This is a genomic window from Campylobacter concisus (assembly GCF_902460705.1).
GTDB classification, from domain to species: domain Bacteria; phylum Campylobacterota; class Campylobacteria; order Campylobacterales; family Campylobacteraceae; genus Campylobacter_A; species Campylobacter_A concisus_Z.
Window position 1 is genome coordinate 71,724 of sequence record NZ_CABPUP010000002.1, and the last position, 25,004, is coordinate 96,727.

At 40.1% G+C, this 25,004-nt stretch carries 25 protein-coding genes and 1 tRNA gene; 21 read left to right on the forward strand and 5 right to left on the reverse strand.

All coding sequences use genetic code 11. The annotated features are described in order from the left end of the window. Nucleotides 1-63: 63 nt before the first annotated feature. The 3 genes from F3G75_RS04320 to efp are packed head-to-tail and all read left to right on the forward strand — an operon-like array spanning nucleotide 64 to nucleotide 2,604. On the forward strand, nucleotides 64-444 hold the full coding sequence (locus tag F3G75_RS04320; RefSeq protein WP_223154434.1) for a hypothetical protein: 381 nt from the start codon (nucleotides 64-66) through the stop codon (nucleotides 442-444). After that, nucleotides 438-2,018 (forward strand): phosphoglycerate dehydrogenase, encoded by a 1,581-nt coding sequence (gene serA / locus F3G75_RS04325; protein WP_223154346.1) that lies wholly within the window; start codon nucleotides 438-440, stop codon nucleotides 2,016-2,018. Before F3G75_RS04320 ends, serA begins: the two co-directional genes overlap by 7 nt. A gap of 19 nt (nucleotides 2,019-2,037) precedes the next feature. Continuing rightward, a complete protein-coding gene (gene efp / locus F3G75_RS04330) occupies nucleotides 2,038-2,604 on the forward strand; it encodes an elongation factor P (RefSeq protein ID WP_021090997.1) in 567 nt (188 codons plus the stop codon). A gap of 342 nt (nucleotides 2,605-2,946) precedes the next feature. Here efp and F3G75_RS04335 read toward each other — a convergent pair whose 3' ends face one another. After that, a complete protein-coding gene (locus F3G75_RS04335) occupies nucleotides 2,947-3,204 on the reverse strand; it encodes a SelT/SelW/SelH family (seleno)protein (protein WP_255349566.1) in 258 nt (85 codons plus the stop codon). Nucleotides 3,205-3,288: 84 nt separating this feature from the next. Between F3G75_RS04335 and F3G75_RS04340 the strand changes: the two genes are divergently transcribed. The 3 genes from F3G75_RS04340 to F3G75_RS04350 all read left to right on the forward strand — a co-directional run bounded on the left by F3G75_RS04340 (nucleotide 3,289) and on the right by F3G75_RS04350 (nucleotide 5,165). Then, nucleotides 3,289-3,840: a DJ-1 family glyoxalase III gene (locus F3G75_RS04340; RefSeq protein ID WP_149716692.1), complete on the forward strand. Its 552-nt coding sequence runs from the start codon at nucleotides 3,289-3,291 to the stop codon at nucleotides 3,838-3,840. 223 nt (nucleotides 3,841-4,063) lie between these two features. Beyond that, a complete protein-coding gene (gene rbp, locus F3G75_RS04345; protein WP_009294719.1) occupies nucleotides 4,064-4,309 on the forward strand; it encodes an RNA-binding regulator in 246 nt (81 codons plus the stop codon). After that, a complete protein-coding gene (locus F3G75_RS04350; protein WP_149716693.1) occupies nucleotides 4,287-5,165 on the forward strand; it encodes a glutamate--tRNA ligase family protein in 879 nt (292 codons plus the stop codon). The genes rbp and F3G75_RS04350 overlap by 23 nt, the downstream gene beginning before the upstream one ends. Before the next feature lie 80 nt (nucleotides 5,166-5,245). On the opposite strand, the gene sppA is transcribed toward F3G75_RS04350, so the two are convergent. After that, the gene (gene sppA, locus F3G75_RS04355) at nucleotides 5,246-6,109 is read right to left on the reverse strand and encodes a signal peptide peptidase SppA (RefSeq protein WP_149716694.1); all 864 of its coding nucleotides are present in this window, start codon (nucleotides 6,107-6,109) and stop codon (nucleotides 5,246-5,248) included. Continuing rightward, on the reverse strand, nucleotides 6,097-7,314 hold the full coding sequence (gene mqnF / locus F3G75_RS04360; protein ID WP_149716695.1) for an aminofutalosine deaminase family hydrolase: 1,218 nt from the start codon (nucleotides 7,312-7,314) through the stop codon (nucleotides 6,097-6,099). The genes sppA and mqnF overlap by 13 nt, the downstream gene beginning before the upstream one ends. 85 nt (nucleotides 7,315-7,399) lie before the next feature. Between mqnF and aroQ the strand changes: the two genes are divergently transcribed. The 15 genes from aroQ (at nucleotide 7,400) to F3G75_RS09590 (ending at nucleotide 21,255) form a co-directional block, all read left to right on the forward strand. Beyond that, a complete protein-coding gene (aroQ, locus tag F3G75_RS04365; RefSeq protein WP_004317604.1) occupies nucleotides 7,400-7,879 on the forward strand; it encodes a type II 3-dehydroquinate dehydratase in 480 nt (159 codons plus the stop codon). Next, complete coding sequence (locus tag F3G75_RS04370) at nucleotides 7,876-8,901, forward strand: aminopeptidase P family protein (protein WP_149716696.1); 1,026 nt, start codon at nucleotides 7,876-7,878, stop codon at nucleotides 8,899-8,901. The genes aroQ and F3G75_RS04370 overlap by 4 nt, the downstream gene beginning before the upstream one ends. Further along, nucleotides 8,898-9,374, forward strand: coding sequence for a 2-amino-4-hydroxy-6-hydroxymethyldihydropteridine diphosphokinase (gene folK, locus F3G75_RS04375; protein ID WP_149716779.1), 477 nt, complete (start codon nucleotides 8,898-8,900; stop codon nucleotides 9,372-9,374). Before F3G75_RS04370 ends, folK begins: the two co-directional genes overlap by 4 nt. 10 nt (nucleotides 9,375-9,384) lie before the next feature. Further along, nucleotides 9,385-10,752 carry a flagellar biosynthesis GTPase FlhF gene (flhF, locus tag F3G75_RS04380; protein ID WP_149716697.1) on the forward strand — a complete coding sequence of 456 codons (1,368 nt, stop codon included), beginning with the start codon at nucleotides 9,385-9,387 and terminating at the stop codon, nucleotides 10,750-10,752. Beyond that, nucleotides 10,745-11,611: a P-loop NTPase gene (locus tag F3G75_RS04385; protein ID WP_149716698.1), complete on the forward strand. Its 867-nt coding sequence runs from the start codon at nucleotides 10,745-10,747 to the stop codon at nucleotides 11,609-11,611. Before flhF ends, F3G75_RS04385 begins: the two co-directional genes overlap by 8 nt. A 13-nt stretch (nucleotides 11,612-11,624) precedes the next feature. After that, nucleotides 11,625-11,969: a hypothetical protein gene (locus F3G75_RS04390; RefSeq protein ID WP_149716699.1), complete on the forward strand. Its 345-nt coding sequence runs from the start codon at nucleotides 11,625-11,627 to the stop codon at nucleotides 11,967-11,969. Continuing rightward, complete coding sequence (locus F3G75_RS04395) at nucleotides 11,941-12,645, forward strand: RNA polymerase sigma factor FliA (RefSeq protein WP_103629104.1); 705 nt, start codon at nucleotides 11,941-11,943, stop codon at nucleotides 12,643-12,645. Before F3G75_RS04390 ends, F3G75_RS04395 begins: the two co-directional genes overlap by 29 nt. Next, on the forward strand, nucleotides 12,645-13,748 hold the full coding sequence (fliM, locus tag F3G75_RS04400) for a flagellar motor switch protein FliM (RefSeq protein WP_054196277.1): 1,104 nt from the start codon (nucleotides 12,645-12,647) through the stop codon (nucleotides 13,746-13,748). Before F3G75_RS04395 ends, fliM begins: the two co-directional genes overlap by 1 nt. Next, on the forward strand, nucleotides 13,738-14,586 hold the full coding sequence (gene fliY, locus F3G75_RS04405; RefSeq protein ID WP_149716700.1) for a flagellar motor switch protein FliY: 849 nt from the start codon (nucleotides 13,738-13,740) through the stop codon (nucleotides 14,584-14,586). The genes fliM and fliY overlap by 11 nt, the downstream gene beginning before the upstream one ends. Further along, nucleotides 14,586-15,179, forward strand: coding sequence for an LOG family protein (locus tag F3G75_RS04410; protein ID WP_149716701.1), 594 nt, complete (start codon nucleotides 14,586-14,588; stop codon nucleotides 15,177-15,179). The genes fliY and F3G75_RS04410 overlap by 1 nt, the downstream gene beginning before the upstream one ends. A gap of 48 nt (nucleotides 15,180-15,227) precedes the next feature. Then, nucleotides 15,228-16,250 carry a tRNA 2-thiouridine(34) synthase MnmA gene (gene mnmA, locus F3G75_RS04415; RefSeq protein ID WP_149716702.1) on the forward strand — a complete coding sequence of 341 codons (1,023 nt, stop codon included), beginning with the start codon at nucleotides 15,228-15,230 and terminating at the stop codon, nucleotides 16,248-16,250. 112 nt (nucleotides 16,251-16,362) lie between these two features. Next, nucleotides 16,363-16,437: transfer RNA gene (locus F3G75_RS04420), tRNA-Asn, on the forward strand. A 333-nt stretch (nucleotides 16,438-16,770) separates the two neighbouring features. Continuing rightward, the gene (locus tag F3G75_RS04425; protein WP_084040956.1) at nucleotides 16,771-17,037 is read left to right on the forward strand and encodes a helix-turn-helix transcriptional regulator; all 267 of its coding nucleotides are present in this window, start codon (nucleotides 16,771-16,773) and stop codon (nucleotides 17,035-17,037) included. A gap of 34 nt (nucleotides 17,038-17,071) precedes the next feature. Next, nucleotides 17,072-18,751, forward strand: coding sequence for a coiled-coil domain-containing protein (locus tag F3G75_RS04430; RefSeq protein ID WP_149716703.1), 1,680 nt, complete (start codon nucleotides 17,072-17,074; stop codon nucleotides 18,749-18,751). Nucleotides 18,752-19,011: 260 nt separating this feature from the next. Next, nucleotides 19,012-21,255, forward strand: coding sequence for a molybdopterin oxidoreductase family protein (locus F3G75_RS09590; protein ID WP_410470370.1), 2,244 nt, complete (start codon nucleotides 19,012-19,014; stop codon nucleotides 21,253-21,255). A gap of 250 nt (nucleotides 21,256-21,505) precedes the next feature. Here F3G75_RS09590 and fdh3B read toward each other — a convergent pair whose 3' ends face one another. Then, entirely contained in the window at nucleotides 21,506-22,147 is a 642-nt protein-coding gene (fdh3B, locus tag F3G75_RS04445) for a formate dehydrogenase FDH3 subunit beta (RefSeq protein ID WP_087584695.1), read from the reverse strand. Nucleotide 22,148: 1 nt separating this feature from the next. Beyond that, nucleotides 22,149-24,959 carry a molybdopterin-dependent oxidoreductase gene (locus F3G75_RS04450; protein WP_149716780.1) on the reverse strand — a complete coding sequence of 937 codons (2,811 nt, stop codon included), beginning with the start codon at nucleotides 24,957-24,959 and terminating at the stop codon, nucleotides 22,149-22,151. Nucleotides 24,960-25,004: the final 45 nt, after the last annotated feature.

The window sequence follows — 25,004 nt, forward strand, 5'->3', positions numbered from 1 at the left end:
TTTGTAATATTGGGTTTGGTTGGAATTTCTCTTGTTAAATTTGCAAGTGTAAATTTCAGTCAAATGTCTGAAGAAAATATCACAAATGAGCAAAATTTAACCAAAAACACGACCAGTAATACCAACTGGATGAGTGAGCTAGCAACTATTAGAAAAAGAGATTATGTACTGCCCGTAAATGAAATTTTTATAGAATACAACCGACCCAAAATAGAAAAACCAAAGATTACTGCATATGAACTTTTGATAGATAAAAATGATATCTATTCAATGTTTTGTTTGATGCAGACTTTAAGAAAAAGTGAGGTTGATTTTACTGTTGTAAAAGATGGTGCGAAAAGCCAGATATTTTTAAATACTCAAGACTCTAAACTTCTACAAAATATCATTTTAGAACTAAGAGTTTATGATATCCACTCAAGTGTGAGAGAGGTAAAATTATGAAGACTATCATTGTTTGCGATGCGATACATCCAGTAGGTTTTGAACTTTTAAAGAAAGAGCAAGATATAAACGTAATAGACGCAGTTAATACTCCCAAAGATGAACTTTTAAAAATTTTAGGCGAGGCTGATGTTGCTATAACAAGAAGCTCAACTGAAGTAAACGAGGCCTTTTTAAACGCTGGTAAAAAACTAAAAGCTATTGTTAGAGCTGGTGTTGGTGTAGATAATGTTGATATAGAAGGGTGCTCAAGGCGTGGCATAATAGCTATGAACGTTCCAACTGCAAACACTATTGCTGCAGTTGAGCTAACAATGGCACATATGCTAGCTTCAGCTAGATCTCTTGAATACGCTCATAATGATTTAAAGCTAGATAGAATTTGGAAGCGTGAGAAATGGTATGGGGTTGAGCTTTTTAAGAAAAAACTTGGCGTGATCGGCTTTGGAAATATTGGCTCAAGGGTAGCTGTTCGTGCAAAAGCTTTTGGTATGGAGATCATAGCTTATGATCCATATATTGATCCATCTAAAATTATCGATATGGGCGGTACTTATACTAAAAATTTTGATGATATTTTAGCATGTGATTTTATCACGATACATACACCAAAAACTAAAGAGACAACAAATATGATCGGCGCCAAAGAGATCGCAAAAATGAAAGATGGCGTAAGACTTATAAACTGTGCTAGAGGCGGTCTTTATAACGAAGAAGCGCTTTATGAAGGACTAAAAAGTGGCAAAATAGCATTTGCCGGTATTGATGTTTTTACAAGAGAGCCAGCAACTGATCATCCACTTCTTGATCTAAATAATGTAAGTGTCACCCCACACCTTGGAGCAAATACACTTGAATCACAGCGAAATATCGCAGTCGAGGCAGTCGAACAAGCTATTTTAGCAGCTCGCGGCATAAGCTATCCAAATGCGTTAAATTTACCTATAAAAACAGAAGATCTACCGCCATTTGTTGAGCCTTATATCGATCTTACAAGCAAGATGGCATTTCTTGCTGCACAGATAAATAAAAGCGCTATCAAGGCTATCCGTATAGAAACTCATGGTCAAATCAGCGAATATGCAAATTCAATGCTAACATTTGCCATAGTTGGTGCATTAAAAGAGAGTCTTGGTGATGCGATAAATTACGTAAATGCTAAATTTTTATGCGATGAAAAAGGTATAGTGACCGAAACTAGTCTTGGTGGAGATAGTATTTTTAAAAATAAAATCACCGTTCGCTTAACTACCGAAAATGGCATTGTAACCGTTGGTGGAACGGTATTTGGTGAAAATCAGCAACGCATCGTAACGATAAATGGATTTAAGACCGACTTTAAGCCAAAAGGTAAGATGATCATCTTTAAAAATCACGACGTGCCAGGTGTTATTGCTCAGATTAGTAAAATCTTGGCTGATGAAAAGATTAATATCGCAGACTTCCGCCTTGGTAGAGATGATCACAATATGGCACTTGCTGTCATCTTGGTTGATGAACATATAAAAGCAGAAACGTTAGAGAGACTAAACGCACTTGAAGCTTGCGTTTGGGCTCAATACGCAGTTATATAAAATTTTGAAAGGATAAAAAATGGCTTCATATTCAATGGGCGATCTAAAAAAAGGGCTAAAGATTGAGATCGATGGCGTTCCTTATAAAATCGTAGAATATCAACACGTTAAACCGGGCAAAGGTGCAGCTTTTGTTCGTGCGAAAATCAAATCTTTTATCGACGGAAAAGTGCTTGAAAAGACTTTTCACGCAGGCGATAAATGCGAGCAACCACATCTTGAAGAAAAAGAGATGCAGTATCTTTATGATGATGGTGAGTATTGTCAGTTTATGGATACGGTTACTTATGAACAAGTTGCTATTAGCGATGAGGATGTGGGTGATGTAAAAAAATGGATGATTGATGGCATGATGGTTGAAATTTTATTTCACAATGGCAATGCAATCGGCGTTGAAGTACCGCAAGTAGTTGAGCTAAAGATAGTTGAGACTCCACCAAATTTCAAGGGCGATACGCAAGGCGGTAAAAAGCCAGCTACTCTTGAGAGTGGTGCGGTAGTTCAGATACCATTTCACGTACTTGAGGGCGAGGTTATCCGTGTGGATACTGTTCGCGGCGAGTATATTGAGCGCGCAAATAAATAAAGCAGCTTAATATTTCTTGCTAAATTTATGTTTAGTAAATCTAATGCTTAGCTAAAGTCACTATTTAAAAAGTATTGGCTTTAGCAAAAAACTTCATTTCATACATTGTAAAATTTCAAGTAGCACTAGTATAGAATGCATAAAATTTTTATGCTCGATAAAAATCAAATATGGCCAAACATCAGCTAGTAAAATCTTTAATAATCAAAAAATATATAAAAAAATGAAAATTCTTAGCGAGATAGACTAATGTTTTAATTATAAAATTTTTATATCAAGATAGTAGAATTGCAAGTTAAAAATGGGAAAAAACGAGACGGTTTCCCGTCTCGGTAGCTAGCATTAAGCCGACTTTTCTTTAAGATATTTGTTTATAAGAGTTGTGATCTCTTCACCGTGAGGAAATCTCGCTTCATCATTTCCGATGCGATCTTTCTTAGAAAATATAACATCTCCATCAACCTCGACGATAAAATTTCCACCATCACCTATAACCTTTTCGACTCTTGCATCACTAAAGTTCGCTTTTATTTCATCTTCTACACGAGAAGCTACCGGACGATAGTTTCAAGAGTTGCAGTAAATAATTTTTACTTGCATGCTCTGTCCTTTCTTGTGAAATAAGCCAATATTATATAAAATTTTACTTAACAAATAAAACATATTACTTGAAAGGATAAATTTATGAAAAAAGTTGCTGTGATTTTAGCTGAAGGATTTGAGGAGATAGAAGCACTAACTTCTGTTGATGTTTTACGTAGAGCTGGAGCGATAGCTTCTATTGTTGGGCTAAATGACGTAAACATCAAAGGATGTCACAATATATGCGTAAAAGCCGACGTAACACTTCGCGAGATGAAAGAGCTAGACTATGATGCGATAGTCCTTCCTGGTGGACTTCCAGGAGCTAGCAATCTAGCAAACGATACAAGGCTCAAAGCAATTTTGCAAAATTTTGATAAAAGCAATAAGCTTATTTGTGCCATTTGTGCTGCTCCTATGGTGCTTGAGAGTGCTGGTGTGCTAAAAGATCATTTTGTTTGTTATCCAGGATTCGAAGAAAATGTAAGAAGCGACAAAAGAGGCTACGTGAGCGATAAAAACGTGCTAAAAGATCAAAACATCATCACAGGAAAGGGTCCTGCATTTTCAATGGAATTTGCACTTTTTATAGTTAAAAATTTACTTGGCGATGAAGCCTATCTTCAAGTAAAGAATAATTTACTTTATAAATAGCTTATAAAGATAAAATAATTTTTTATTTAATTATTCTTTTTAAACTCAAGATTAGATTTTGTTTAGTGATAGTTATAGAAACTCTATATATACGAGTTTGTAGCTTTTAAGAATATTTTTCAAAAAAATATAATAAATTTTTGATTTTTTACATCTTTTTGACGAAAATTAGCTATTATCACACTAACCGAATAAATCGGTAATTTTTTTAAGGAACACTCCTGTGAATATTTATGTAGGAAATTTGTCGTATAGAACGACAGAGGCAGAATTAAAGGAAGCTTTTGCACAATTTGGTGAAGTAAGGCGAGCAAAAATAGTAAAAGATAGAGAAACTGATCGCTCAAAAGGCTTTGGCTTTGTTGAAATGGACGATGCAAACGAGGGACAAAAAGCCATAGACGCACTAAATGAAAAAGAACTAGGCGGACGTACTTTAAGGGTAAATGAGGCTAGACCAAGGGATTAATGACTATTTGCCACCAAATGGTGGCATAGCATCCCGCATAGCTCCTACTCCTAGTGGTTTTTTACATGCTGGCAATACTTATAACTTCATCCTAACTTATCTTTTGACACGTTCGGTAAATGGTATTTTGCACTTACGCATCGATGACTATGACCTTGGTAGATACCGGCAAGAATTTGTCCAAAATATCTTTGATGTTTTAGAATTTTTAGGGCTTGAATACGATAAAGGTCCAATTAGCGTAAGTGACTTTGAGCGTAATTTTAGCTTCAAAATAAGAGCTAAAAGATACGAAGATGTACTTGAAAAACTAGATGAAATTTATATCTGTGAATGTTCAAGAACCACAAAGAATGCCTATAAAAACGGCATTTACACTAAAATTTGTAAAAATAAAAATCTAAAATTTATAAAAGACAAGACCGCCATTAGACTAAGCGTGGATGAGGGTGATCCTCTTGGTAAGCTTGTGGCAGAGCAAATGGGCGATTTTGTGATTTACAAAAAAGATTTTACTCCTGCTTACAACTTTGCAAGCGTGATAGATGACGAGGATATGGGTATAAATTTGGTTGTTAGAGGAGAGGATCTAAAGGCTTGCACGCTAGCTCAAAGATACCTTGCAAAAAGGCTAAATCTTAACTTTTATAATGCTAATTTTATTCATCATAAGCTACTTTTAAAAGATGGCAAAAAGCTCTCAAAAAGCTCAAAATCACCGCCAATCGATCTAAGATCTAATCCGCAAATTTATTACAAAATTTTAGCAAATGATCTTGGGCTGGATATCAAATCAACAGATAAAATTTCAAATCTACTTTACGAGTTTAAGCTAAAAAGTATTACAAATTTTTAGTATTTGACTTGGCTAAAAGGATTTATTAAAAACTCTTTTAGCCTATTGTTTGGTGCTTAAATTTATAAATTTTAGAAAAATTATCTAAGCTTTGTCTCAAAAAATGCATTAAAAAGCGAGTTTATGCCTTGCTTTGTAAATTTCTCCATTATCTTTTCGAGCTGTGGTTTTTCTTGCCAGATGGGCTCATCTACGAGGCTCATTTTAGCTAGCTCGTTTTGAGCGTCCATGTAGCTACCAAGGCTATCAATTAGCCCCATCTTTAGGGCATTGTGAGCTAAAAACACTCTTGCGTTTGCCCACTCGTCTTTTTTATTGATGTCTAAATTTCTAGCCTCTGCCACGTCGCTTACAAATAGTATGTAAGCGTCATTTACGAGCCCTTGCAAGCTCTCACGCTCCTGCTTGCTCCAGCTCCTCATAAATGTGCCAGCCTCTTTAAACTCGCCAGCTTTTACCACCTGCTCGCTCACGCCTAAATTTTTGGCTAAATTTTCGATGTTTGCCCCTTGCATGATGACGCCAATGGAGCCTATGAAAGCGCCTGGGTTTGCTACGATAGTATCGGCATTTACGCCAGCGTAGTAGCTGCCACTTGCCATGTTGCCAGCTGCGTATGCGAGCACTTTTTTGCTCTCTTTTAGCCTCTTGACCGCCATGGCTAGCTCCACGCTAGGACTTAGCGCGCCGCCTGGGCTATCGATGTAGAGCAGCACGCCTTTGATGTTGCTATCAAGCCTTGCTTTTTCGAGCTCGTCTAAAATTTCGCTCGTATCTACTATCGTGCCGGTGATGTCTATGCGGGCTAAATTTGGCTCTTTCATCTTGCCATCTGGCGCGAAAATAAAAAATAAGATCAGTAAAAATATGAGCGCCTTAAAGTAGTTATTGATAAATTTAAAAATTCCCAAAATTCCTCTAAAAATAAGCCTTAAAATTTGCAAATTTTACCTCCGATATATAGTTTTTTAGCCTCGTTTGTATGAAGTATGAGCTGAAGTATTAGCTCGCTATCATCGCACTTTAGGTCGTTATAGATTGCGATATCTGCTGCGCGTCCTGCCTTTATCTCGCCGTTATTTGTCCTAAGCGCCTTTGCGCCCCCATGCGTTGCAGCAACAAAAAGGCTAGTGGCAAGCTTGTTTAGATCAAGGCTCGCGTGGGTAAATAGAGCGGCTCTTAGTTCATGCCAAAAATTTAGGCTGATGTTTGAGCTAAGACCGTCTGTGCCAATGTTTAGGCTCACATTGTTTTTAAAAATTTCTTTTAAATTTAGCGTCTTTTTGCCAAGTAGCCTGTTTGAAACGGCACAGTGTGTCACGCTGTGATGTGGTCTAAATTTAGCAAAATCACTCACATAAACGCAGTGCGTAAATAGCGTATTTATCTCACGAAACATCGCAAAGTAGCCCTCCGCATCATACATCGGCTTTGGGGCCGGATTAAATCTTAAAAGATGTTTTTTAAACCCTCCACTGCCGTGCTCTAGCCACTGCTTTTCAGCCTTGCTCTCTAAAAAGTGCGTGCTAACAAGAAGATCGTCTTTTTTGGCTATCTCAAGGGCGGCTTTAGCGAGCTTTGGATGCACAGAGTAGGGCGAGTGCAGCGATATGGCTGGGGTGAAATTTTTACTTTTGCAGTCCTTTGTTTTTTCAAATTTGGCTAAGAAATTTTGCAAATTTTGGTGGGTCATTTGCTCGCTTGAGCCTAAAATTTCACTAAAAAGTACGACTTTTAGCGGACTAGCGGCTAAAATTTCAAGATCACTACCAAAGCTAGATATCTCGCCAATGGCACAAACTCCGCTTTTTAGTAGAGAATTTATAGCCCCACTCATCGCTTTTTTGGCGTCCATTTTGGCTAGCTCGCCACCTTTATCGATGATGGAGCCAAGCCATTTTACGAAGTCGCCATATTTTAGGGTGCTGACATTTGAGCTAAACTCTAAATGAACGTGCGTATTTACAAAGGCTGGGGCGATCACGCTGTCGCAAAAGTCGCAAATTTTCGCTTCTTTAAATTTCTTTTGCGCCTCTTTTTCGTTTGTAATTTCTAAAATTTTACCCTCATCGATGACAAGACAAGAATTTCTTAAAATTTTTGGATTTTCTCCGCCAGTGATTATTTTTTTCGCTTTTAAAATTTCCACATTTGAGCCTTAAATTTTTGTTATTGTAGCGAAAATTTAGGAACGAAAATGTATAATTTGGGCTATTTAATCAAAAAGGAGTGACATGGATAAGAAGCTAAAAATAATGGTCATCCAAGGCCCAAATATCAACATGCTTGGCGCTAGAGAGCCAGGAATTTACGGCGTTATGAAGATGGAGGACATCCACTCTCAAATGAAGATCGTTGCCGATCAAAATGACGTTGAGATCGAGTTTTTTCAAAGCAACCTTGAGGGCGAGCTAGTCGATAAGATCCAAGAGTGCTTGGGCGATGCTGATGGCATCATCATAAACCCAGCTGCTTACACTCACACCTCTATTGCCATCCGTGACGCGCTAAGTGCGGTTGCTTTGCCAGTTATCGAGGTGCATATCAGCAACGTTTATAGAAGAGAAGAATTCCGCCACAAAAGCCTCATCGCACCAGTTGCAGCAGGCCAGATCGTGGGCTTTGGACCAGTTGGCTATCATTTGGCGATGATAGGCATGCTTCAAATTTTTGAGCAAATCAAAGCAGTAAGAGCAAATCAAAAAGCACAATGAATTTCATCTTAAAGGACGAAAACGCCGTATTTTACGAGTGTGGCTACAGCTGCGATAATGAGTTTTTGCTATGCCTTGACGGCGTGAAATACTTTTTCACGGACGCGAGGTATTATTTTGAGGCAAAAAGCTACGTAAATGCTGGCGTAGTCGTTCTTTTGGCGCAGAGAAATTTAATAAGTGAGGTCAGAGCGTTTTTAAGAAAGATGAAGCCAAAAAGCCTCGTTTTTAACCCTGATGAGCTAAGTATCAGCGAGTTTAACGCACTTAGCAAAGGTTTTAAGATAAATTTCAAGCCAAAGACAAATTTCTCTAGGCTAAAGAGAATTTGCAAGAGCGAGGATGAGATAAAAATTTTAAAAAGAGCTAGCGAATTTGGAGCAAAATGCTTTGATGAATTTGCTAAATTTGTGCGTGAAAATGGCGAAGGGATGAGCGAAAAAGAGCTTCATTTTAACGCTTCGCTCATATTTAGGCAAAAAAACGAGCTAGGTCTTAGCTTTGATCCGATCGTGGCAATAAATGAAAATGCCGCAAAGGCGCATGCGCTACCTGGGGATAAAATTTTAAAAAGAGGCGATTTGTTGCTACTTGATGCTGGAGTGAAATTTAGTCGCTACTGCTCTGATCGCACCAGAACTGCTTGCTTTGATAAAAATTTTAACTTCTCAAAAGAGCAAAAATTTACAAACGCCAAAATGCAAGAAATTTACGAGATCGTAAAAGAGGCTCAGGCTGCTGCGATAAAGGTTGCTAGAGCTGGCATTAGGGCGTGCGAGATAGATCTTGCGGCAAGAGATGTGATAGTAAAGGCCGGATATGAAAAGGCCTTTTTTCACTCGACAGGACACGGCGTGGGTGTCGATATACACGAGCTCCCAGTCATCTCAGCAAGGAGCGAAACGCTCATAAAAGAGGGCATGGTCTTTAGTGTGGAGCCTGGAATTTATCTAGAAAATGAATTTGGCGTGCGCATCGAAGACGTGGTGGTCGCAAGAGAAGGTGGGTGCGAGATTTTATGAGCCTAGCTGGAGCAAGAAAGATCGCAAGAAGCCGTTTTTGCCCTAGTTTTTTTCATAAAAGAGATGAGTTTAAGTATGAGGCGCTAGTTGGTATGGGTGGCAACATCGGCGATAGCGCAAAGAGGTTTGATAGATTTATAAGAGCGATTACAAGTGATAGCAGATTTCATGTAGTTGAAGTTTCGCCGATCCTTATAAATGCGGCGTTTGGCTACGAAGCGCAGGATGATTTTAGTAACGCTGTTATAAATTTACAAACATCTATGAGCCCTCGGGATTTACTAAAAATTTTGAGGCACTATGAGAGTAAATTTAAGCGCGTGAGGACATTTAAAAATGCGCCACGCACGCTTGATCTGGATATTTTGTATTTTAGTAAAAAAGTCTATAAGACACCGCGCCTTATCGTCCCGCACCCAGGAGCCGATAAGAGGTTTAGCGTGATCGTGCCACTAGGTCTTATGAGAGGTTAAAAGGATATAAATGGCTACAAAATTTCATACTTTTACAGGCGAGAGCACCATCGAGGCTTTGAAAAAGGCTCAAGAAACGTGCGGTGAAAAGGCCATACTAGTTACTACAAAACAGATTCAAGCCAAAACGATAAATAAAAAACCGCTTTATGAAATTTTAGTAAGCGTCGAAGAAGACGACGTGAAGCAACCCCCAAAACCAAATACAAAAGCCATAAATTACGAAAATGCCTATTCTAAATTTAATAAAAACTATGAGCCTGCTAAGCCAAAATTTGAGATAAAAGAGGAGCCTGCTAAATTTGAGGCAAAGACAGCATCGCCAGAGCCTTATGATCCAAACGAGAGCGTGCTTTTAAATATCTCAGCCGCTGCAAAAGAGATAAGCACGATCGCAAATGTAAATATCGATGATGTCAAAGATAAAGAGTCAAGCATACCAAGTGGCATGAATAAAAAAATAGACGATGTGGCAAAGCAAGTAAGCGTACTAAGCGAAAAAATAGGGCTCATAACTGACATGATCTGGGATGAAAAAGCCCCAAATCGCAATAATCTCTCGATCCCGCCGGAGTTTGCTAGTATCTATAAGCTCGCAAAACAAAGCGGCATGAAAGAGGAGCATTTAGAGGCTATCATGCAAACGACGCTTGAAAATTTACCAGTGTCAATGAAGAGTAATCCAACTGCTGTAAAGAGATATTTTTATTCGCTTTTGCGAAATATGCTACCTTGCAGAAAAGAGCCAAGCGATAAAAAACAACGTATCATGATGCTAGTTGGCCCAACTGGAGTTGGTAAGACTACGACTCTTGCAAAGCTAGCTGCTCGTTTTGCTTACGGCAATGAAAAGCGCTATAAAACAGGCATCATTACGCTTGATACATATCGTATCGGAGCGGTTGAGCAGCTATTTCAATACGCTAAAATGATGAAGCTGCCTATTCTCGATGTTATCGAGATAGATGACTTTCAAAATGCTATCAAACAGCTTAATTATTGTGATGTGATACTTATTGATACGACTGGAAATTCGCAGTATGACAAAGAAAAGCTTGAAAGGCTTGATAAATTTTTAAAGCATAGCGGTGCAAAGATTGATGTAAATTTGGTCCTTTCGGCTGGCTCAAAGGTTGAAGATCTAATAGAAATTTATAATGGGTTTTCATTTTTGGATATTGACACGCTAATAATCACCAAATTTGACGAAACTAAAATTTTTGGTAATGTCTTTTCGCTGATATATGAGACAAATACGCCGGTTAGCTACTTTAGCGTGGGTCAAGAGGTGCCTGATGATCTTGTGGAGGCAAAGAGCGAATTTTTAGTAGAGTGCGTGTTTGACGGCTTTACAAAGCAAAAGGCTAGCGATGAATAATCAAGCGCAAAAATTACAAAGTTTAGTCCAGTCTCAAAGCAAGAGCAAAAATACGCATTTTATTGCGATAACTAGTGGTAAGGGCGGTGTTGGCAAGAGTACGATAAGCGCAAATTTAGCAAATGTTTTATCAAAAAATGGCTACAAAGTAGGGCTTTTTGACGCTGATATCGGCCTTGCAAACCTTGATGTCATCTTAAATGTAAAAATGGGTAAAAATTTACTTCACGTGCTAAAAGGCGAGTGCAGCCTAAAAGATATCTTGATACCTATAAATAAAAATTTGATCCTTATCCCTGGCGAGAGTGGTGATGAAATTTTGAAATTTAACAATCAATTTTTATTTGAGAGGTTTTTGGATGAGGCGAGCGAGCTTGATGAGCTTGATTTTTTGATCATCGATACTGGAGCTGGCATAGGCGGTAGCACGCAGCTATTTTTAGAGGCAGCTGATGAGGTCGTGGTGGTAACTGTACCTGATCCTGCAGCGATAACTGATGCATACGCTGTCATAAAGATCGTCTCAAGGTTTAAAAATAGTGAGCTTTTGCTTTTAAATATGGTAAAAAATGAAGCAGAAGCGACTAGAATTTATGAAAATATAAAGCGAGTGGCTAACGCAAATATTGGACCCAGCTTAAATTTAGATCTAATTGGCTATGTAGCCTCTGATAGAAGTGTAGCAAGGAGTATAAAACAAAGGACGCTCTTTACAGATGACGCTCCATACCTTGATCCTAGCGTGCAGATCAAGCAGATAGCTTCGAATTTGCTTTATAGGTTGGAACGAAAAGTGCTTAAAGATGAGCAAAGCAGGAGCTTTGGGGGCTTCTTTAAGCGTTTGATAGAACAATTTTAATGGAGATTGAGCTTTGCGTGCAGAAAATTTTATAGCTTTTTTTACTGTTTGTGGTTTTTTTGTGGGTATAGTTTTTACCTTGCTAAAGGTGAGTGAGCCTGTTGAAATGCTTATTTATACGCTAGTTATCACCTTGTTTTTTTACCTTATAATTCACATTGTTATCATGAATTACATCGATGTAAAAAGAGCTTTGAATAAAATTTTTGATAAGCAAAAGCATGAGGAGATCGCAGATTATCTCATCTCTGAGCTAAACACTAGGGAAAAACGTATGGAAAATATCATGGTAAAAATAGCCACTGAAAATTTTGATTCTGGTAAGCGAAATGCACGAACTAAAGCAAAAGCAGCTTAACGCTTATAAAAATACAATAAAAAAAGAACAAGACGAGATTGTCTTAAAATACATGCCAGCATTGCGTGCAATGGCGTTTAGACTAAAGGAGCGTTTGCCATCAAGTATAGATGCAAATGATCTGATAAGCATTGGCGTTGAAGAGATGATAAAACTTAGCAGGAAGTATGACAAAGAGCAAAATGACTCTTTTTGGGGGTATGGCAAGAAGAGAATTTATGGTTCTATGCTTGATTATCTAAGGACGCTTGATGTTGTTAGCAGAAGCGATAGAAAACTCGTAAAGAGTATAAATAGCGAGATAGATAATTACTTCAATGAGCACGAAGAAGAGCCAAGCGATGAGTATTTGGCTGAAAAACTTAATGAAGATATTGAGAAGATAAGAGAGGCAAGAGGCGTTAGCGGTATCATTACTATTTTGCCAATAGATGAGCAAATGGAGCTAATTGGTCAAAGTGACGTCGAAAAGAGCATTGAGAGAGAGGATCTCATTTTAAAAATAGAAGAAGCTTTAAAAGATTTTGACGAAAGAGATCAGATGTTGGTTCAGCTTTATTATTATGAAGAGCTAAATTTAAAAGAGATAAGCCAGATCATGAATATCAGCGAGAGTAGAATTTCACAAATTCATAAACGTTTGCTTGATCGTATCAGGCGTAGCTTGGGGGTTTAATGGCTGATATTTTAAGTCAAGAAGAGATAGACGCGCTACTTGAAGTTGTTGATGAAGACGGCGATACGAGTAATATCGAGGTCGAAGAGAGATCGCAAGGCGAACAAAAACAGATTATTATTTATGATTTTAAGCGTCCAAACCGCGTTAGTAAAGAGCAACTCCGTGCGATAAAAGGTATCCATGATAAGCTTGCTAGAAATTTAGCTAGTCAAATTTCAAGCGTGATGAGAAGTATCGTCGAGATCAGACTTCACAGTGTTGATCAGATGACTTATGGCGAATTTTTGATGAGCTTGCCAAGTCCAACTAGTTTCAACGTTTTTTCTATAAAGCCGCTTGATGGAAACTGTGTTTTGGAGATAAATCCAAGTATTGCTTTTCCTATGATAGATCGTTTGCTTGGTGGAACTGGTGAAAATTTTGAGGCAAATAGAGAGCTAACCGACATAGAAGTAAATTTGCTTGATGCGGTGCTTAGAATGATCATGCAGCGTCTAAAAGAGAGCTGGTCAATGATAACTGATATGTACCCAAATGTGGAAGCCAAAGAGAGCAGCCCAAATGTCGTACAGATCGTCTCTCAAAACGAGATCGTCATCATGGTCGTTATGGAGATCATAGTTGGTGGCTCAAGCGGTATGATAAATTTATGCTATCCAGTCATCTACCTTGAGCCGATACTCTCACGCCTTGCAAACAGAGACATTATGCTTGGCGAAACAAGTGCAAAAAAAAGTAGAAACAAAGAGCTAAAAACACTTATCGGACGAGCAGAAATTTTATATGAAGCCATACTTGGCAAATCGATCATCAGCGTCAATGAGTTTTTAAATTTAAAAGAAGGCGATATTTTAAGGCTTGATAGAGGAGCTGATGATAAGGCGATCGTTTGTATCGATAAAAAAGAAGTTTTCTTAGCTGAAGTTGGGCTTCATAGATTTAGAAAATCTATAAGGATTGAGCAATTAATACGCTCTGATAAAGATGAGATCAAAAATATCTTAGAAAAATACGAAGAAGAGCGAAAAGCAAAGCTGATGGCGTATGAAGCTAATGAGCGCAAAATGGAAGAAGAAGAGGACGACGAAGATGATGAATGATTTTTTTAATATATTTTCTAATGAATTAAAAGCTACTATCGAAGGACTTACGGGCAGAGCTCCAGAGGTTGGTGAAAGAAATGAATTTGATGCACCAACGCAAAATGGCATAAAACCGCCGGTAGTGATGGCTAATATCTCTTTAAGTGGCGACATCAATGCTAAAACAGAGATAGTATGTACTCCAGTTTTAATAAGTGCCATTAGCGAATGGATGATGGGCGAAGAGGAAATTTCAAAGAATGAAAATTTAGGCAGTGATGAGCTTGACGCTGCAAAAGAGATATTTTCAAACCTTTTTAGTGCCTTTAGTACATCTTTGGGTGCTCAAAAGGGTATGCCAAAGATAAATTTTGAAGTAATAAATGTAAATTTTTTAGATGAAAATTCTTCGCTTGATTTTAGTGTTTATGAAAAGTTATTTTTATTTAATGTCAAAATCGAAGATCTAAGTGAGCATATCGGTTTTGCTTGCGATCATTCGTTGATGAAATTTTTTGAGCCAACAAAGACTGAAGCACCAGCTACACCAGCGAGCACCTCTCACGTAGCTAAGGGTGATTTTAGCGCTGAAGAGATGAGAAATATCGGTCTTATAATGGATGTTAGGCTACCTATTCGTGTTCGTATCGGCTCAAAAAGAATGCTCTTAAAAGATGTGCTTACCATGGATATTGGCTCAGTTATCGAGTTAAATCAATTAGCAAACGATCCGCTTGAAATTTTGATCGGCGATAAGGTAATAGCTCTTGGCGAAGTGGTGATAATAGACGGAAACTTTGGCATTCAGATCACTCAGATAGGCTCAAAACGCGAGAGGCTTCAACAGTTAAAATAATGAATAATGATTTAGTTAGCGATCTTTTAAATTTTCCAAACGTCTTAAAATATAAAAATAAAAATGTTACCTTCTTTGGCTCGGCTAGATTTGACGAAGAAAATTTCTACTGCAAAAAGGCTTATGAGCTAGCTTACAAACTAAACGAGCTAGGATATGCCATCTTAACTGGTGGTGGGGACGGCATAATGAGAGCCGCAAACAAGGGCGCATTTGATAGTGCAAAATCGCCAAGTATAGCCTTAAATGTGAGACTTCCGTTTGAACAAAATACAAACCCTTACGTCACAGCAAAATATCTCTTTTCAAATTTAAGTCCAAGAAAATTTGCACTTACCGATCGTTCAGTCGCATTTGTCGTCTTTCCGGGCGGCTTTGGCACTCTTGATGAACTTTTTGAAATTTTAGTACTTGCTCAAGTTGGTAGTAAAAAAGTAAAAATTTTTCTTTTTGGGAGCGAGTTTTGGCAAGGGCTTGATGAATTTATAAAAAATACGCTAGTTAGCCAAAAAACAATAAAAAAAGAAGATATAAATTTATACAAAATCACCGATGATTTAGAGCTTATCGCAAACGAAATTTTGACTATTTAAAAATAAGATATAAAATATCCGCTTTTAAATTTCAAAGAGGTAAAAAATATGAAAATAATGGTCGCAATGAGCGGTGGTGTAGATAGCACTATGACGGCTAAATTTCTGCAAGAAGCTGGTCATGAAGTGCAAGGTTGCTATATGATGCTACATCAAAAGCCAGGATATCACGAAGAAAATATCAGAAAAGTAAAAAAAGTAGGCGAGTATCTTGGCATAAAGGTGCATATTTTGGATCTGCAGGATAAATTTAACGAGTTTGTCTATGATCCTTTTGTGAAGCTCTATAAAGAGGGCAAGACGCCAAATCCTTGTGCTTTGTGCAATAAATTTATAAAGCTTGGTGCGTTGCTTGATTTTGCAAAGGCAAATGGCTGTGAGAAGCTTGCTACTGGGCATTATGTGCAAGCTATTGATGGATTTATCACATGTGCAAAAGATCCTAGCAAGGATCAAAGCTACTTTTTAGCTCAAGTGCCAAAAGAGATATTAAAAGATGTTATTTTCCCGCTTGGGGATAAATTTAAAAAAGATATAAAAGAGCTTGCAAGAAGTGTAAAAGTGCTTGAAGAATTTGCTACGCAGGCAGAAAGTAGTGAAATTTGCTTTGTGGAAGATACCTATATCGAAGTTTTAAATAAGCATTACAATACAAATTTGCCAGGAAACGTAGTTGATAAAGACGGCAAAATAATCGGCCGTCACCAAGGTTATATGCACTATACTATCGGTAAGCGCCGTGGTTTTGAGGTTTTTGGCGCCCATGAGCCACATTTCGTTATAAAGATAAATGCCGATAAAAACGAGATCGTTGTAGGAACAAAAGACGACTTGGCTCAAAAAGTAGTCGAGCTTGAAAACGTAAATTTATTTATAGATAAAGATAAATTTGATTGCGAAACAAAGATAAGATATAGAAGCCCTAAACTTGATGCTTTTGTTGAGGTTGATAAAGAGAATAAAACAGCAAAACTAACACTAAATCAAAATGCACTTGGTGTGGCACAAGGCCAGCTTTGTGTTATGTATGATGGTGATAAGGTTATTGCAAGTGGATTTATAAAAGGCTAGTTTTAGCCTTTTATAAAAATTTATTGGGCTCTGCATAATTTTTTATAAATTAAGCTAAAATTTATTGACAAAACATATCTTTTCGTCTATAATACGAGCTCTTTTCAAGTGTTCCGGATTAGCTCAGCGGTAGAGTAGGTGACTGTTAATCACTTGGTCGCTGGTTCGAACCCAGCATCCGGAGCCATTTATATTCAAAAATCCTTTTAAAACTCCGATTTTTACAATGTTTCAAGAGCTTTAAGTTTTCTTAGTTTTATAAAATTTGTTCCCTATTTGTTCCCGAAATTTTTTAATATTCCAATTTCTCGCCATGTTTTCTAAGTCAATCTAAGATGCTTTATTTTTGTTTTTAAAAACAAAAAAACATTTTTTATCCTAAATTACTCTAAAATACCCTAAGGAATCATAGGGTATTAAAAATTTTTCAAAAACTATCCAAAAACTACTCAAAATAGCAAGAGTAAATGAAAAGTACATATAATTAGTTATATAAGAATAAGCATAAGGAGAAAATGGGATGCTTAACGAACTATATAACGATGTAGAGTACAAAACGCTTCTTGAGCACATATCTAGCCAATATAAAGGAAAGGTAGTTCTAGACAGAAAGCAAACCGCAGGGGTTCTTGGCATCGGCGTATCTACTCTTGATCTTCGTATATCGCAGGGCAGAGATATTCCGCGTTATATAAAGATGGGAGATGCAAAGAATTCTCGCATAGCGTTTGCGATAACGGACATTGCGACTTATATTTTTCAAAAAAGGGTTAAAACATGCTCTTAATTTCTATAGTAGATAATAAAGAAAAGGACTAAAAATGAGTGATGCTCTTCAAATAGGCGGACACAGCCTAGTTCTTTGTGTAAGAAGCGAATTCTTGACGCTCAAAAAGGCTATTATAAGGTATGAGCACAATGTTAGAGAGGTTAAGCACGCCTCTAAGATCGGATATCTTAGAGGCAACAGCCGTAATAATAGATACATAGTGCTTAGCGAATATAACGATAACGGCAATATGCGAGAGATGCCTAATAGCGATAGGGAATTTAGCGATAGAAAGTATATAAAAGCACTCTTGAAAAAATACCACGAAAAAATGAAGGCCGACTACGAAGCCCAAACTAAAATCTATAAAAACGGCAAGGTGGTAAAGAATCGTTGGCGAGAAAATATGGTCGGGTTTTCCGAAATAGTCATAAGTTTCGGCACCGATCGGAATAAAGAATCCAAAGAAGGGCTAAATAAAACCGAAGTAAATTTTATCAACGCTCAGGTCTCGCTCGACAGAGTTAGAAGATTTGCAAACGATTATTGCGCTAAATACGGCGTTAAATGCCTGCTAATCGCTGAGCACAACGATGAGAAAACTAAGCATTATCAGCTTATTTTTACGAATTACCAATTTGAAAACCATAAAAATCTTAGGTTTAACGGCAAGGGCGAAACGCTAAAATTCGGCAGAAGTATGCAAGAAATGGGAGGGGCGGCGTTTAAGGGCATAGCATTGCGCGGCGAGCTAGGCTCTAAGATGAGGCATAAAAATATAAAACAAATGCACAAAACCGAAAAAGAGTATAGTAATGAGCAAAAGTTTAAAAATAAAATTAGACAATCCATAGTCGATGAAGCAAGAAAGTATATAAAAAAGAAAGAGTCTATGTTCGGCAAAGACTATTTGAGATTGGAAATCGAGGACGATAAGACTTTTATAACGAGTCTTACGAATTTAGTATTAGATCAAATGCAAAATAATATAAGTATAGTTACCGACGTAGAACTAAAACAAAGGGTTTACGAGCTAACGAATCAACTAATAAACAAGGGTGAGATAATTGCAAAAAATAACGAGCTGGATCAATCCAATGAAAATCTAATCCAAGAAAATAAAAATCTAAAAGAGATTAACGCGAACCTAAACAATCAAGACAATATTATAAAAGATAGGAATTTGCAAATAAGCAACCTCTCGGCCGAGCTAATCCAAAAAGAAGATGAAAACAATAAATTAAAAAGCCGATTAGAAAATATTGAAGCTGATATAGCGCAAATAGATAAACTAAAACAAAAAGCCGACCAAAGCGATGCCCTACAAAGCAAGCTCGAAGAAGCTAATACAGATCTAGAAAGCAAAGAAAAAACAAATCAGTCTTTGAAACAAAGAAACGAAGAGCTGGAGGCGTCGCTAAGTAACGAGAATACCTTAAAGGAAGACAATGATAGTAAACGACTACAAATTGTTAAACTACAAACTTCTATAAATGGCAAAGATCAAAGAATATCCGAGCTGGAAGGAGAAGTAAAAAACAAAGACGAAACGATAGAAAATTTACAGGATAAGTTAACTATATTAGAAAACTTTAAAACGAAGGTTATTAATTTTATCTCAAAAATAAGCAATTTAATACCGAATTTTAGTAAGCTGCTGGATGATGAGCCTACAGAGATAAAAAATGAGATAAAAGGCAAAGCATACAGTAGGGATGGGATGGAGATATAAGCAAGTTATCGGCAGCAAGAAATCTTTAATAGATTGTTATAGAGTGGGTACCGGTAGGACAAATTTTATCAAAATGACTAATATGTGATTTTTGCTTTCAAAATACTATTTTAAAGGCAAATTTAGCTAAAAAAGGAATATTCTAAATTTACATATTACTTAAATAATTCTTAAAAAAATATACTAATTTTAAAACTAAATTTATATTTGCAGTTGTATAATAATCTCATAATTTTCAGTAATACTAGAAAGGAGCAAAAATGGAAGAGATCGTAAAGACCACCTGTCCATATTGCGGTACGGGCTGCGGCATCGATCTTATCGTGCGAAACGGTAGAATCGTAGACGCCAAACCCAGCAAAGACCACCACGTAAACGACGGCGAGCTTTGCTTAAAAGGAATGTTCGGATGGGAGTTCGTAAACTCTCCTAAACGCTTAAGCCGACCGATGATGAGAAAGCTAAACGGCGTCTACGACAAACACGGCGAGCTTGAAGAAGTGAGTTTTGAGGAGGTTTATGATTTCCTTGCGGATAAATTTAAATCCACCGTCGAAAAATACGGCCCAAGCTCGATCATGGGCTTTAGCTCCGCGCGCTCAAATAACGAAGACAACTACGTCTTCCAGAAATTTTTCCGCGCTCAGGGCAGCAACAACGTCGATCACTGTGCTCGTCTTTGACACGCTCCTACAGTGGCAGGTCTTGCCAGCACGCTAGGAAACGGAACGATGACGAACGACTTGGTCGAATTTGCGACCGATACGGACGTATTTTTACTGATCGGTACCAACACAAGCGAGTGTCACCCGATCATCGCTATGCAGATGCAGCGCGGCCTTCAGCGAGGCGCAAAGATGATCGTCGTAGATCCAAAGCGCACCGATATGGCCAAAAAAGCCGATATTTTCTTGCAAATCCCGATCGGAGCGAATATCAAAACGCTAAATACGATGATGCACGTAATCATCGCCGAAAATTTGCAAGATAGCGAGTTTATCGAGAAGTACTCCGAAGGATTTGAATATCTAAAAGAAGCGGTTAAGGACTTTACGCCTGAGCGTTTCGAGCGAGAAACCGGTATAAAAAAAGAGCTCATCATAGAGGCAGCTAGAATGTATGCTAAAGCAGGCGCGGCGGCGATTTGCTACACGATGGGTATCACGCAGTTTAGCGACGGTACGTCAAACGTCTTTTCGCTATCAAATTTAGCCGTTTTAACGGGAAATTTAGGCAAAAAGGGTGCGGGCGTAAATCCTTTGCGCGGTCAAAACAACGTCCAAGGCGCATGCGACATGGGCGCGCTGCCTAACGTCATCCCGGCCGGCGCGGTAAATAGCCCTTACGCACAGGAGCAAGCGCGCAAAGTATGGCACTTTGAGCTAAATCCGGTTCCGGGCTTTAAGCTAACGCAAGCACCGGATAAAATGGATAGCGGCGAGCTAAAAGTCCTCTACGTCTACGGCGAAAACCCCGTAATGAGCGATCCTTGGACCGAGCACTTCGTCCACGCCGTGCACCATCTAGACTGCTTTATAGTGCAGGATCTTTTCTTTACCGAGAGCGCGCACAAGGCCGACGTGGTGCTACCTGCCGCAGGCTGGGGCGAAAAGGACGGCACCTTTATCAACACCTCTCGCCGCGTCCAACGCACGCGCAAGGCTAGCGAACCCGTTAGCGGCGTGGAGCCTGACTGGAAGGTTGTTTGCAACATCGCAAACCGCATGGGGCTAGAGGGATTTGACTTTGCGAGCCCTGAGCAAATTTGGAACGAGCTAAGGGAGCTTATGCCTAAATTTTTCGGCGGTATCAGCTACTATAGGCTAGGCAAGCTAGGCGGTATCAGCTGGCCGTGCCCGGATGAGGAACACCCTGGTACGCCGGTGCTATACTCCGATCACAAGTCCATGCTGCCTGGCGGCAAATTCCGCTTCGCGCCGGTGCTATACCTAGACGATAAAGGTGAGCGCGCAAAGGCCGAGGCCGAATTTAGAGCCAAGATGAATATCCCGGACGGCTATCCGGTCGGTAGCGGCGCGCTTAGCGAAGTGCCCGACGAGGTCTATCCGTGCCTATTTACGACCGGACGCAAGGTCTATCACTACCACACAGGCACGATGACGAGAGAGTGCCCTGCACTAGAGTACGGTGCCGGCGTAGAGGGCGCGCTCATAGAGGTGAGTCCCGATATCGCTCGCGAGAGGGAGCTAGAGGAGGGCTGCTATGCGCTCGTACAAAACAAACGCGGCCAGATCGCGGCAAAACTTCGCATAAATCCGGATCTAAAAGAAGGCACGATATTTACGACCTTCCACTACAGCGAAGCCGACGGCAACGAGCTAGCAAACGCCGGCGATCCCGATCCGCTCTCAGGTATCACGCCACTAAAGATGACGATAGCAAATATCAGACGTCTAAGCGAAGATGAGTTTATCAAATTTAGAGAGCAAAACGAGATGTCGATGCACTCGGCAAATCCGTATTTGTCGCCTGTTAGAGCGTAAATTTAGGGCGGGAGACCGCCCTTTCTACTTAAATTTATCCATTTTTATTTTAAATTTACTAGCATTCAAATTTGACGAAATATCGCGTAAAAATTTAATAAAGCTAAAGAAGTGTGAGTCAAATTTGACGAACTATCTATGTAAAATTTAGTGAAGCTAAAGAAGCGCGAGTTAAATTTGACGCAGCCAAACCGCGTCAAATTTGATGAGATTACTCGCTCCCGCAATCTCGGTGAGAGCGAGCTAAATTTTAAGATTTTATCTTAAGCCTATCGCCAGCATAGTAGGCGAGCTTCCAGGTCGGAGTTTGCTTTAGGTCTTTAAAGCCGTAGCCGCGTGCCTTGACCCTATCACCGTAGATTTTCTCTATCATTGTAGATTCTCCTACTAGCAGCGCCTTTGTCGAGCACATAGCCGCACAAACTGGTACTTTACCTTCGGAAATTCTGTTTTGGCCATACTCTTCACGCTCTAGCTCGCTATTTGTAGGCTCTGGACCACCTGCACACATCGTACATTTATCCATAACGCCTCTTGCGCCAAATACACCATCTTTAGGGAATTGTGGTGCGCCGAACGGACACGCGTATAGGCAGTATCCGCAGCCGATGCAGATATCTTTGTCGTGTAGTACTACGCCGTCGGCTCTGATATAAAAACAATCGACCGGGCAAACCAGCGAGCACGGCGCATCCTCGCAGTGCATGCAAGCTATCGATGTCGATATTTCCTTGCCGGGTACGCCTTCGTTTAGCGTGATGACGCGGCGGCGGCGGATACCAAGAGGCAGCTCGTGAGCCTCATCGCAAGCTACCGCACAGCCGTTACAGTCGATACATCTATCGTCGTCGCAGTAAAATTTAAGTCTATTATTATCGTTAAATTCGCTCATTTTACGCCTTTTCTATGCGGCATAGACCGCTTTTGGTTTCAGGGATCTGAGTGTTTATATCATATCCGTAGTTAGTGACGGTATTTGCGCTCTCGCCTACCGCATAAGGCTTCGTGCCGTCAGGGAAATTACCCGTCATATCGGCGCCTTGCATATAACCCGCATAATGAAACGGCATAAAGATGGTGTCGGGTTTAACGGACGGTACTACTCTGGCGCGCACCTTAACCTTAGTACCTTCAGGCGAATGAACCCAGATGAAATCCCAGTTTTTAATGCCGTGTTTAGCCGCAAGTTCAGGGTGGATATCCGCAAACATCTCAGGCGTCAAGCGGCTTAGATACATACTAGCTCTAGTCTCCATGCCCGCGCCGCTAAAATTTACGAGGCGAGCCGTCGTGAGGATAATAGGAAACTCTTTTGAGTAGTCCTTTGCTAGCTGGACGGATTTAAATTTCGTATCGACGCGGTTTTGAAGTTTCTTATCCTCAAAGCTCGGATACTTCTGCGCTAGATCGAATCTAGGCGTATGCAGCGGCTCTCTGTGAAGAGGAATTTGATCCGCAAAAGTCCAAACGATCGTCCTAGCTCGCGCGTTACCGTACGGAGCGATGTTTTTCTCCATGCATTTTTTAGCGATGATATTACTATCGTCATGTATCCAGCTACCGCCTATTTTAGCCTTTTCATCCTCGGTTAGCGTGATGCCTAGCACTTTTTCGATGTTATCTTTTTTAATCTCCGGATATCCGCCCTTAACAAACGAATCTACGGGCGCGCTACCGTCTGCGGCTAATTGGCTAACTCCGTTATGCTCTAAGCCGAAGCGGTTTCTAAAACCCATACCGCCTTGCTTAACGGACTTGTTTATATCGTAAAGTATTGGGCTGCCCGGATGATCCTCCGTCCAGCACGGCCACGGCAAGCCGTAGTATTCGCCTTCGACTACGGTGCCCGGTTTTCCTAGACTTGTTTTTTCGTCAAATTTATCCCAGTTTTCTTGGTGCTTTTTGAGCCTTTCCGGAGTCCAACCCGTCATACCGATAGTTTTTATTATATTTGCGATCTCGCGCGTAGCGACCTCAGGCCACTCGATCTTACCTTCGGCGTCTCTGATCGTGCGTGTTAGCTCGTCATAGTAGCCTAGCCTTTTGGCAAGCTCAAACAAAATTTCGTGATCCGGCATACTCTCAAACAAAGGCTCTACGACCTGGCTTCTCCACTGGCCGCTGCGGTTTGTCGCTACAACCGTACCGCTGGTTTCAAACTGCGTCGCCGCAGGCAGTATGTAGACGTCGTCTTTTTTGTCAGTTATCACGCCGGCATCGTTTACGAAAGGATCTACTAGAACCAAAAGTTCAAGCGCGTCTAGGCCTTCTTTTACTTTTACTTGTTGCGCGGTTGATGTGATACCGTTGCCGATTACCACTAAGGCTTTTATACTGTCGCCGGCATTATCTACGGCTTCGTTACCGTTTTTACCGTCAAGCACGCCCGCCCACCATTTTGATAGCGTAAATCCGGGTTTAAACATCATTTCAGGCTTAACGAAATTCTTTTGGAGCCATTCAAAATCGACCTTCCACATCTTAGCGAAGTATTTCCAGTTGGCTTCGTTTTTTGGATAGTACCCGGGTAGCTCGGTCGGCAAATTCGCCATATCCGTCGCGCCTTGAACGTTGTCGTGGCCGCGCAGAATATTACAGCCGCCGCCCGATACGCCCATATTTCCTAGCACTAGTTGTAGGATCGGAGCGATACGAGTGTTTGAGCTGCCTATGGTGTGCTGAGTTAGACCCATCGCCCAAACGACCGATCCTGGGCGATTTTTGGCATAAACTTCGGTTATCTCAAGAAGCGTCTCTTTTTTGATCCCGCAAACATCGGCCACGACTTCAGGCGTCCATTTGGCAGCCTCTTCGCGGATCAGATCCATACCGTAGACGCGGTCGTTTATAAATTCCTTATCTTCCCAGCCGTTTTGAAAGATGATATTCATCATGCCGTACATAAAAGGTATATCCGTGCCGGTGCGAATTTGAGCAAAATAATCAGCCTTAGCCGCAGTTCTCGTGTATCTTGGATCGACCACGATTAGCTTTGCGCCGTTATTTTCCTTCGCTTTTAGAAAATGTCTAAAGCCGACCGGGTGATTTACCGCCGGATTTGCGCCTACTATAAAGATAGACTTCGCGTTTTGGATATCTCCAAGATGATTGGTCATAGCTCCGTAACCCCAAGTATTCGCCACACCGGCGACTGTAGAGCTGTGTCAAAGACGTGCTTGGTGATCTAGATTATTAGTCCCGAACATCGCTACGAATTTGCTTATATAATAGCTTTGTTCGTTGCAATCTTTTGCAGAGCCTAGAAACATCACTTGTTCAGGGTTTTTCTCGCGATAAGCTTTTAGTTTGGCGCCGATCTCGTCGAGAGCCTCTTTGTAGCTGATGCGTTTCCATTTGCCGCCTACTTTTTTCATCGGGTATTTTACGCGGCAGTGAGAGCGCACCATATCGATGACGTCGCTGCCCTTACAGCAGTGGCCGCCAGCGCTTACCGGGTGATCTTGGGCTACTTCTTGGCGTACCCAAACTCCGTTTTCTACCTCGGCGCGCACTCCGCATCCAACGGAGCAAACCGTACAAACGGTTTTTACGATTTTAGAGTTTGGAAACGGATTTGCCATCTCTTCTTGAGTCGCGCTTCTGGTTACGCCGCTAGCGGCCAGTCCGCTCATGCCGCCCGCTACGCCCGCTAGCGCGGCCATTTTTAAAAACGATCTTCGCCCGACTGCGTTTGAGTGGGGCATAAGACGTAAATTTGCCTCAGACATATTTATCCTTTCTTAAATTTT

What these genes read in the sequence shown, in the direction of transcription:
- fliY (WP_149716700.1), top strand. Translation starts at nt 13,738, where the DNA reads ATGATGAATGATTTTTTTAATATATTTTCTAATGAATTAAAAGCTACT.
- F3G75_RS04410 (WP_149716701.1), top strand. Translation starts at nt 14,586, where the DNA reads ATGAATAATGATTTAGTTAGCGATCTTTTAAATTTTCCAAACGTCTTA.
- fliM (WP_054196277.1), top strand. Translation starts at nt 12,645, where the DNA reads ATGGCTGATATTTTAAGTCAAGAAGAGATAGACGCGCTACTTGAAGTT.
- folK (WP_149716779.1), top strand. Translation starts at nt 8,898, where the DNA reads ATGAGCCTAGCTGGAGCAAGAAAGATCGCAAGAAGCCGTTTTTGCCCT.
- F3G75_RS04340 (WP_149716692.1), top strand. Translation starts at nt 3,289, where the DNA reads ATGAAAAAAGTTGCTGTGATTTTAGCTGAAGGATTTGAGGAGATAGAA.
- mnmA (WP_149716702.1), top strand. Translation starts at nt 15,228, where the DNA reads ATGAAAATAATGGTCGCAATGAGCGGTGGTGTAGATAGCACTATGACG.
- F3G75_RS04385 (WP_149716698.1), top strand. Translation starts at nt 10,745, where the DNA reads ATGAATAATCAAGCGCAAAAATTACAAAGTTTAGTCCAGTCTCAAAGC.
- F3G75_RS04430 (WP_149716703.1), top strand. Translation starts at nt 17,072, where the DNA reads ATGAGTGATGCTCTTCAAATAGGCGGACACAGCCTAGTTCTTTGTGTA.
- flhF (WP_149716697.1), top strand. Translation starts at nt 9,385, where the DNA reads ATGGCTACAAAATTTCATACTTTTACAGGCGAGAGCACCATCGAGGCT.
- F3G75_RS04395 (WP_103629104.1), top strand. Translation starts at nt 11,941, where the DNA reads ATGCACGAACTAAAGCAAAAGCAGCTTAACGCTTATAAAAATACAATA.
- F3G75_RS04320 (WP_223154434.1), top strand. Translation starts at nt 64, where the DNA reads ATGTCTGAAGAAAATATCACAAATGAGCAAAATTTAACCAAAAACACG.
- F3G75_RS04425 (WP_084040956.1), top strand. Translation starts at nt 16,771, where the DNA reads ATGCTTAACGAACTATATAACGATGTAGAGTACAAAACGCTTCTTGAG.
- F3G75_RS04350 (WP_149716693.1), top strand. Translation starts at nt 4,287, where the DNA reads ATGAGGCTAGACCAAGGGATTAATGACTATTTGCCACCAAATGGTGGC.
- fdh3B (WP_087584695.1), bottom strand. Translation starts at nt 22,147, where the DNA reads ATGAGCGAATTTAACGATAATAATAGACTTAAATTTTACTGCGACGAC.
- aroQ (WP_004317604.1), top strand. Translation starts at nt 7,400, where the DNA reads ATGGATAAGAAGCTAAAAATAATGGTCATCCAAGGCCCAAATATCAAC.
- efp (WP_021090997.1), top strand. Translation starts at nt 2,038, where the DNA reads ATGGCTTCATATTCAATGGGCGATCTAAAAAAAGGGCTAAAGATTGAG.
- F3G75_RS04370 (WP_149716696.1), top strand. Translation starts at nt 7,876, where the DNA reads ATGAATTTCATCTTAAAGGACGAAAACGCCGTATTTTACGAGTGTGGC.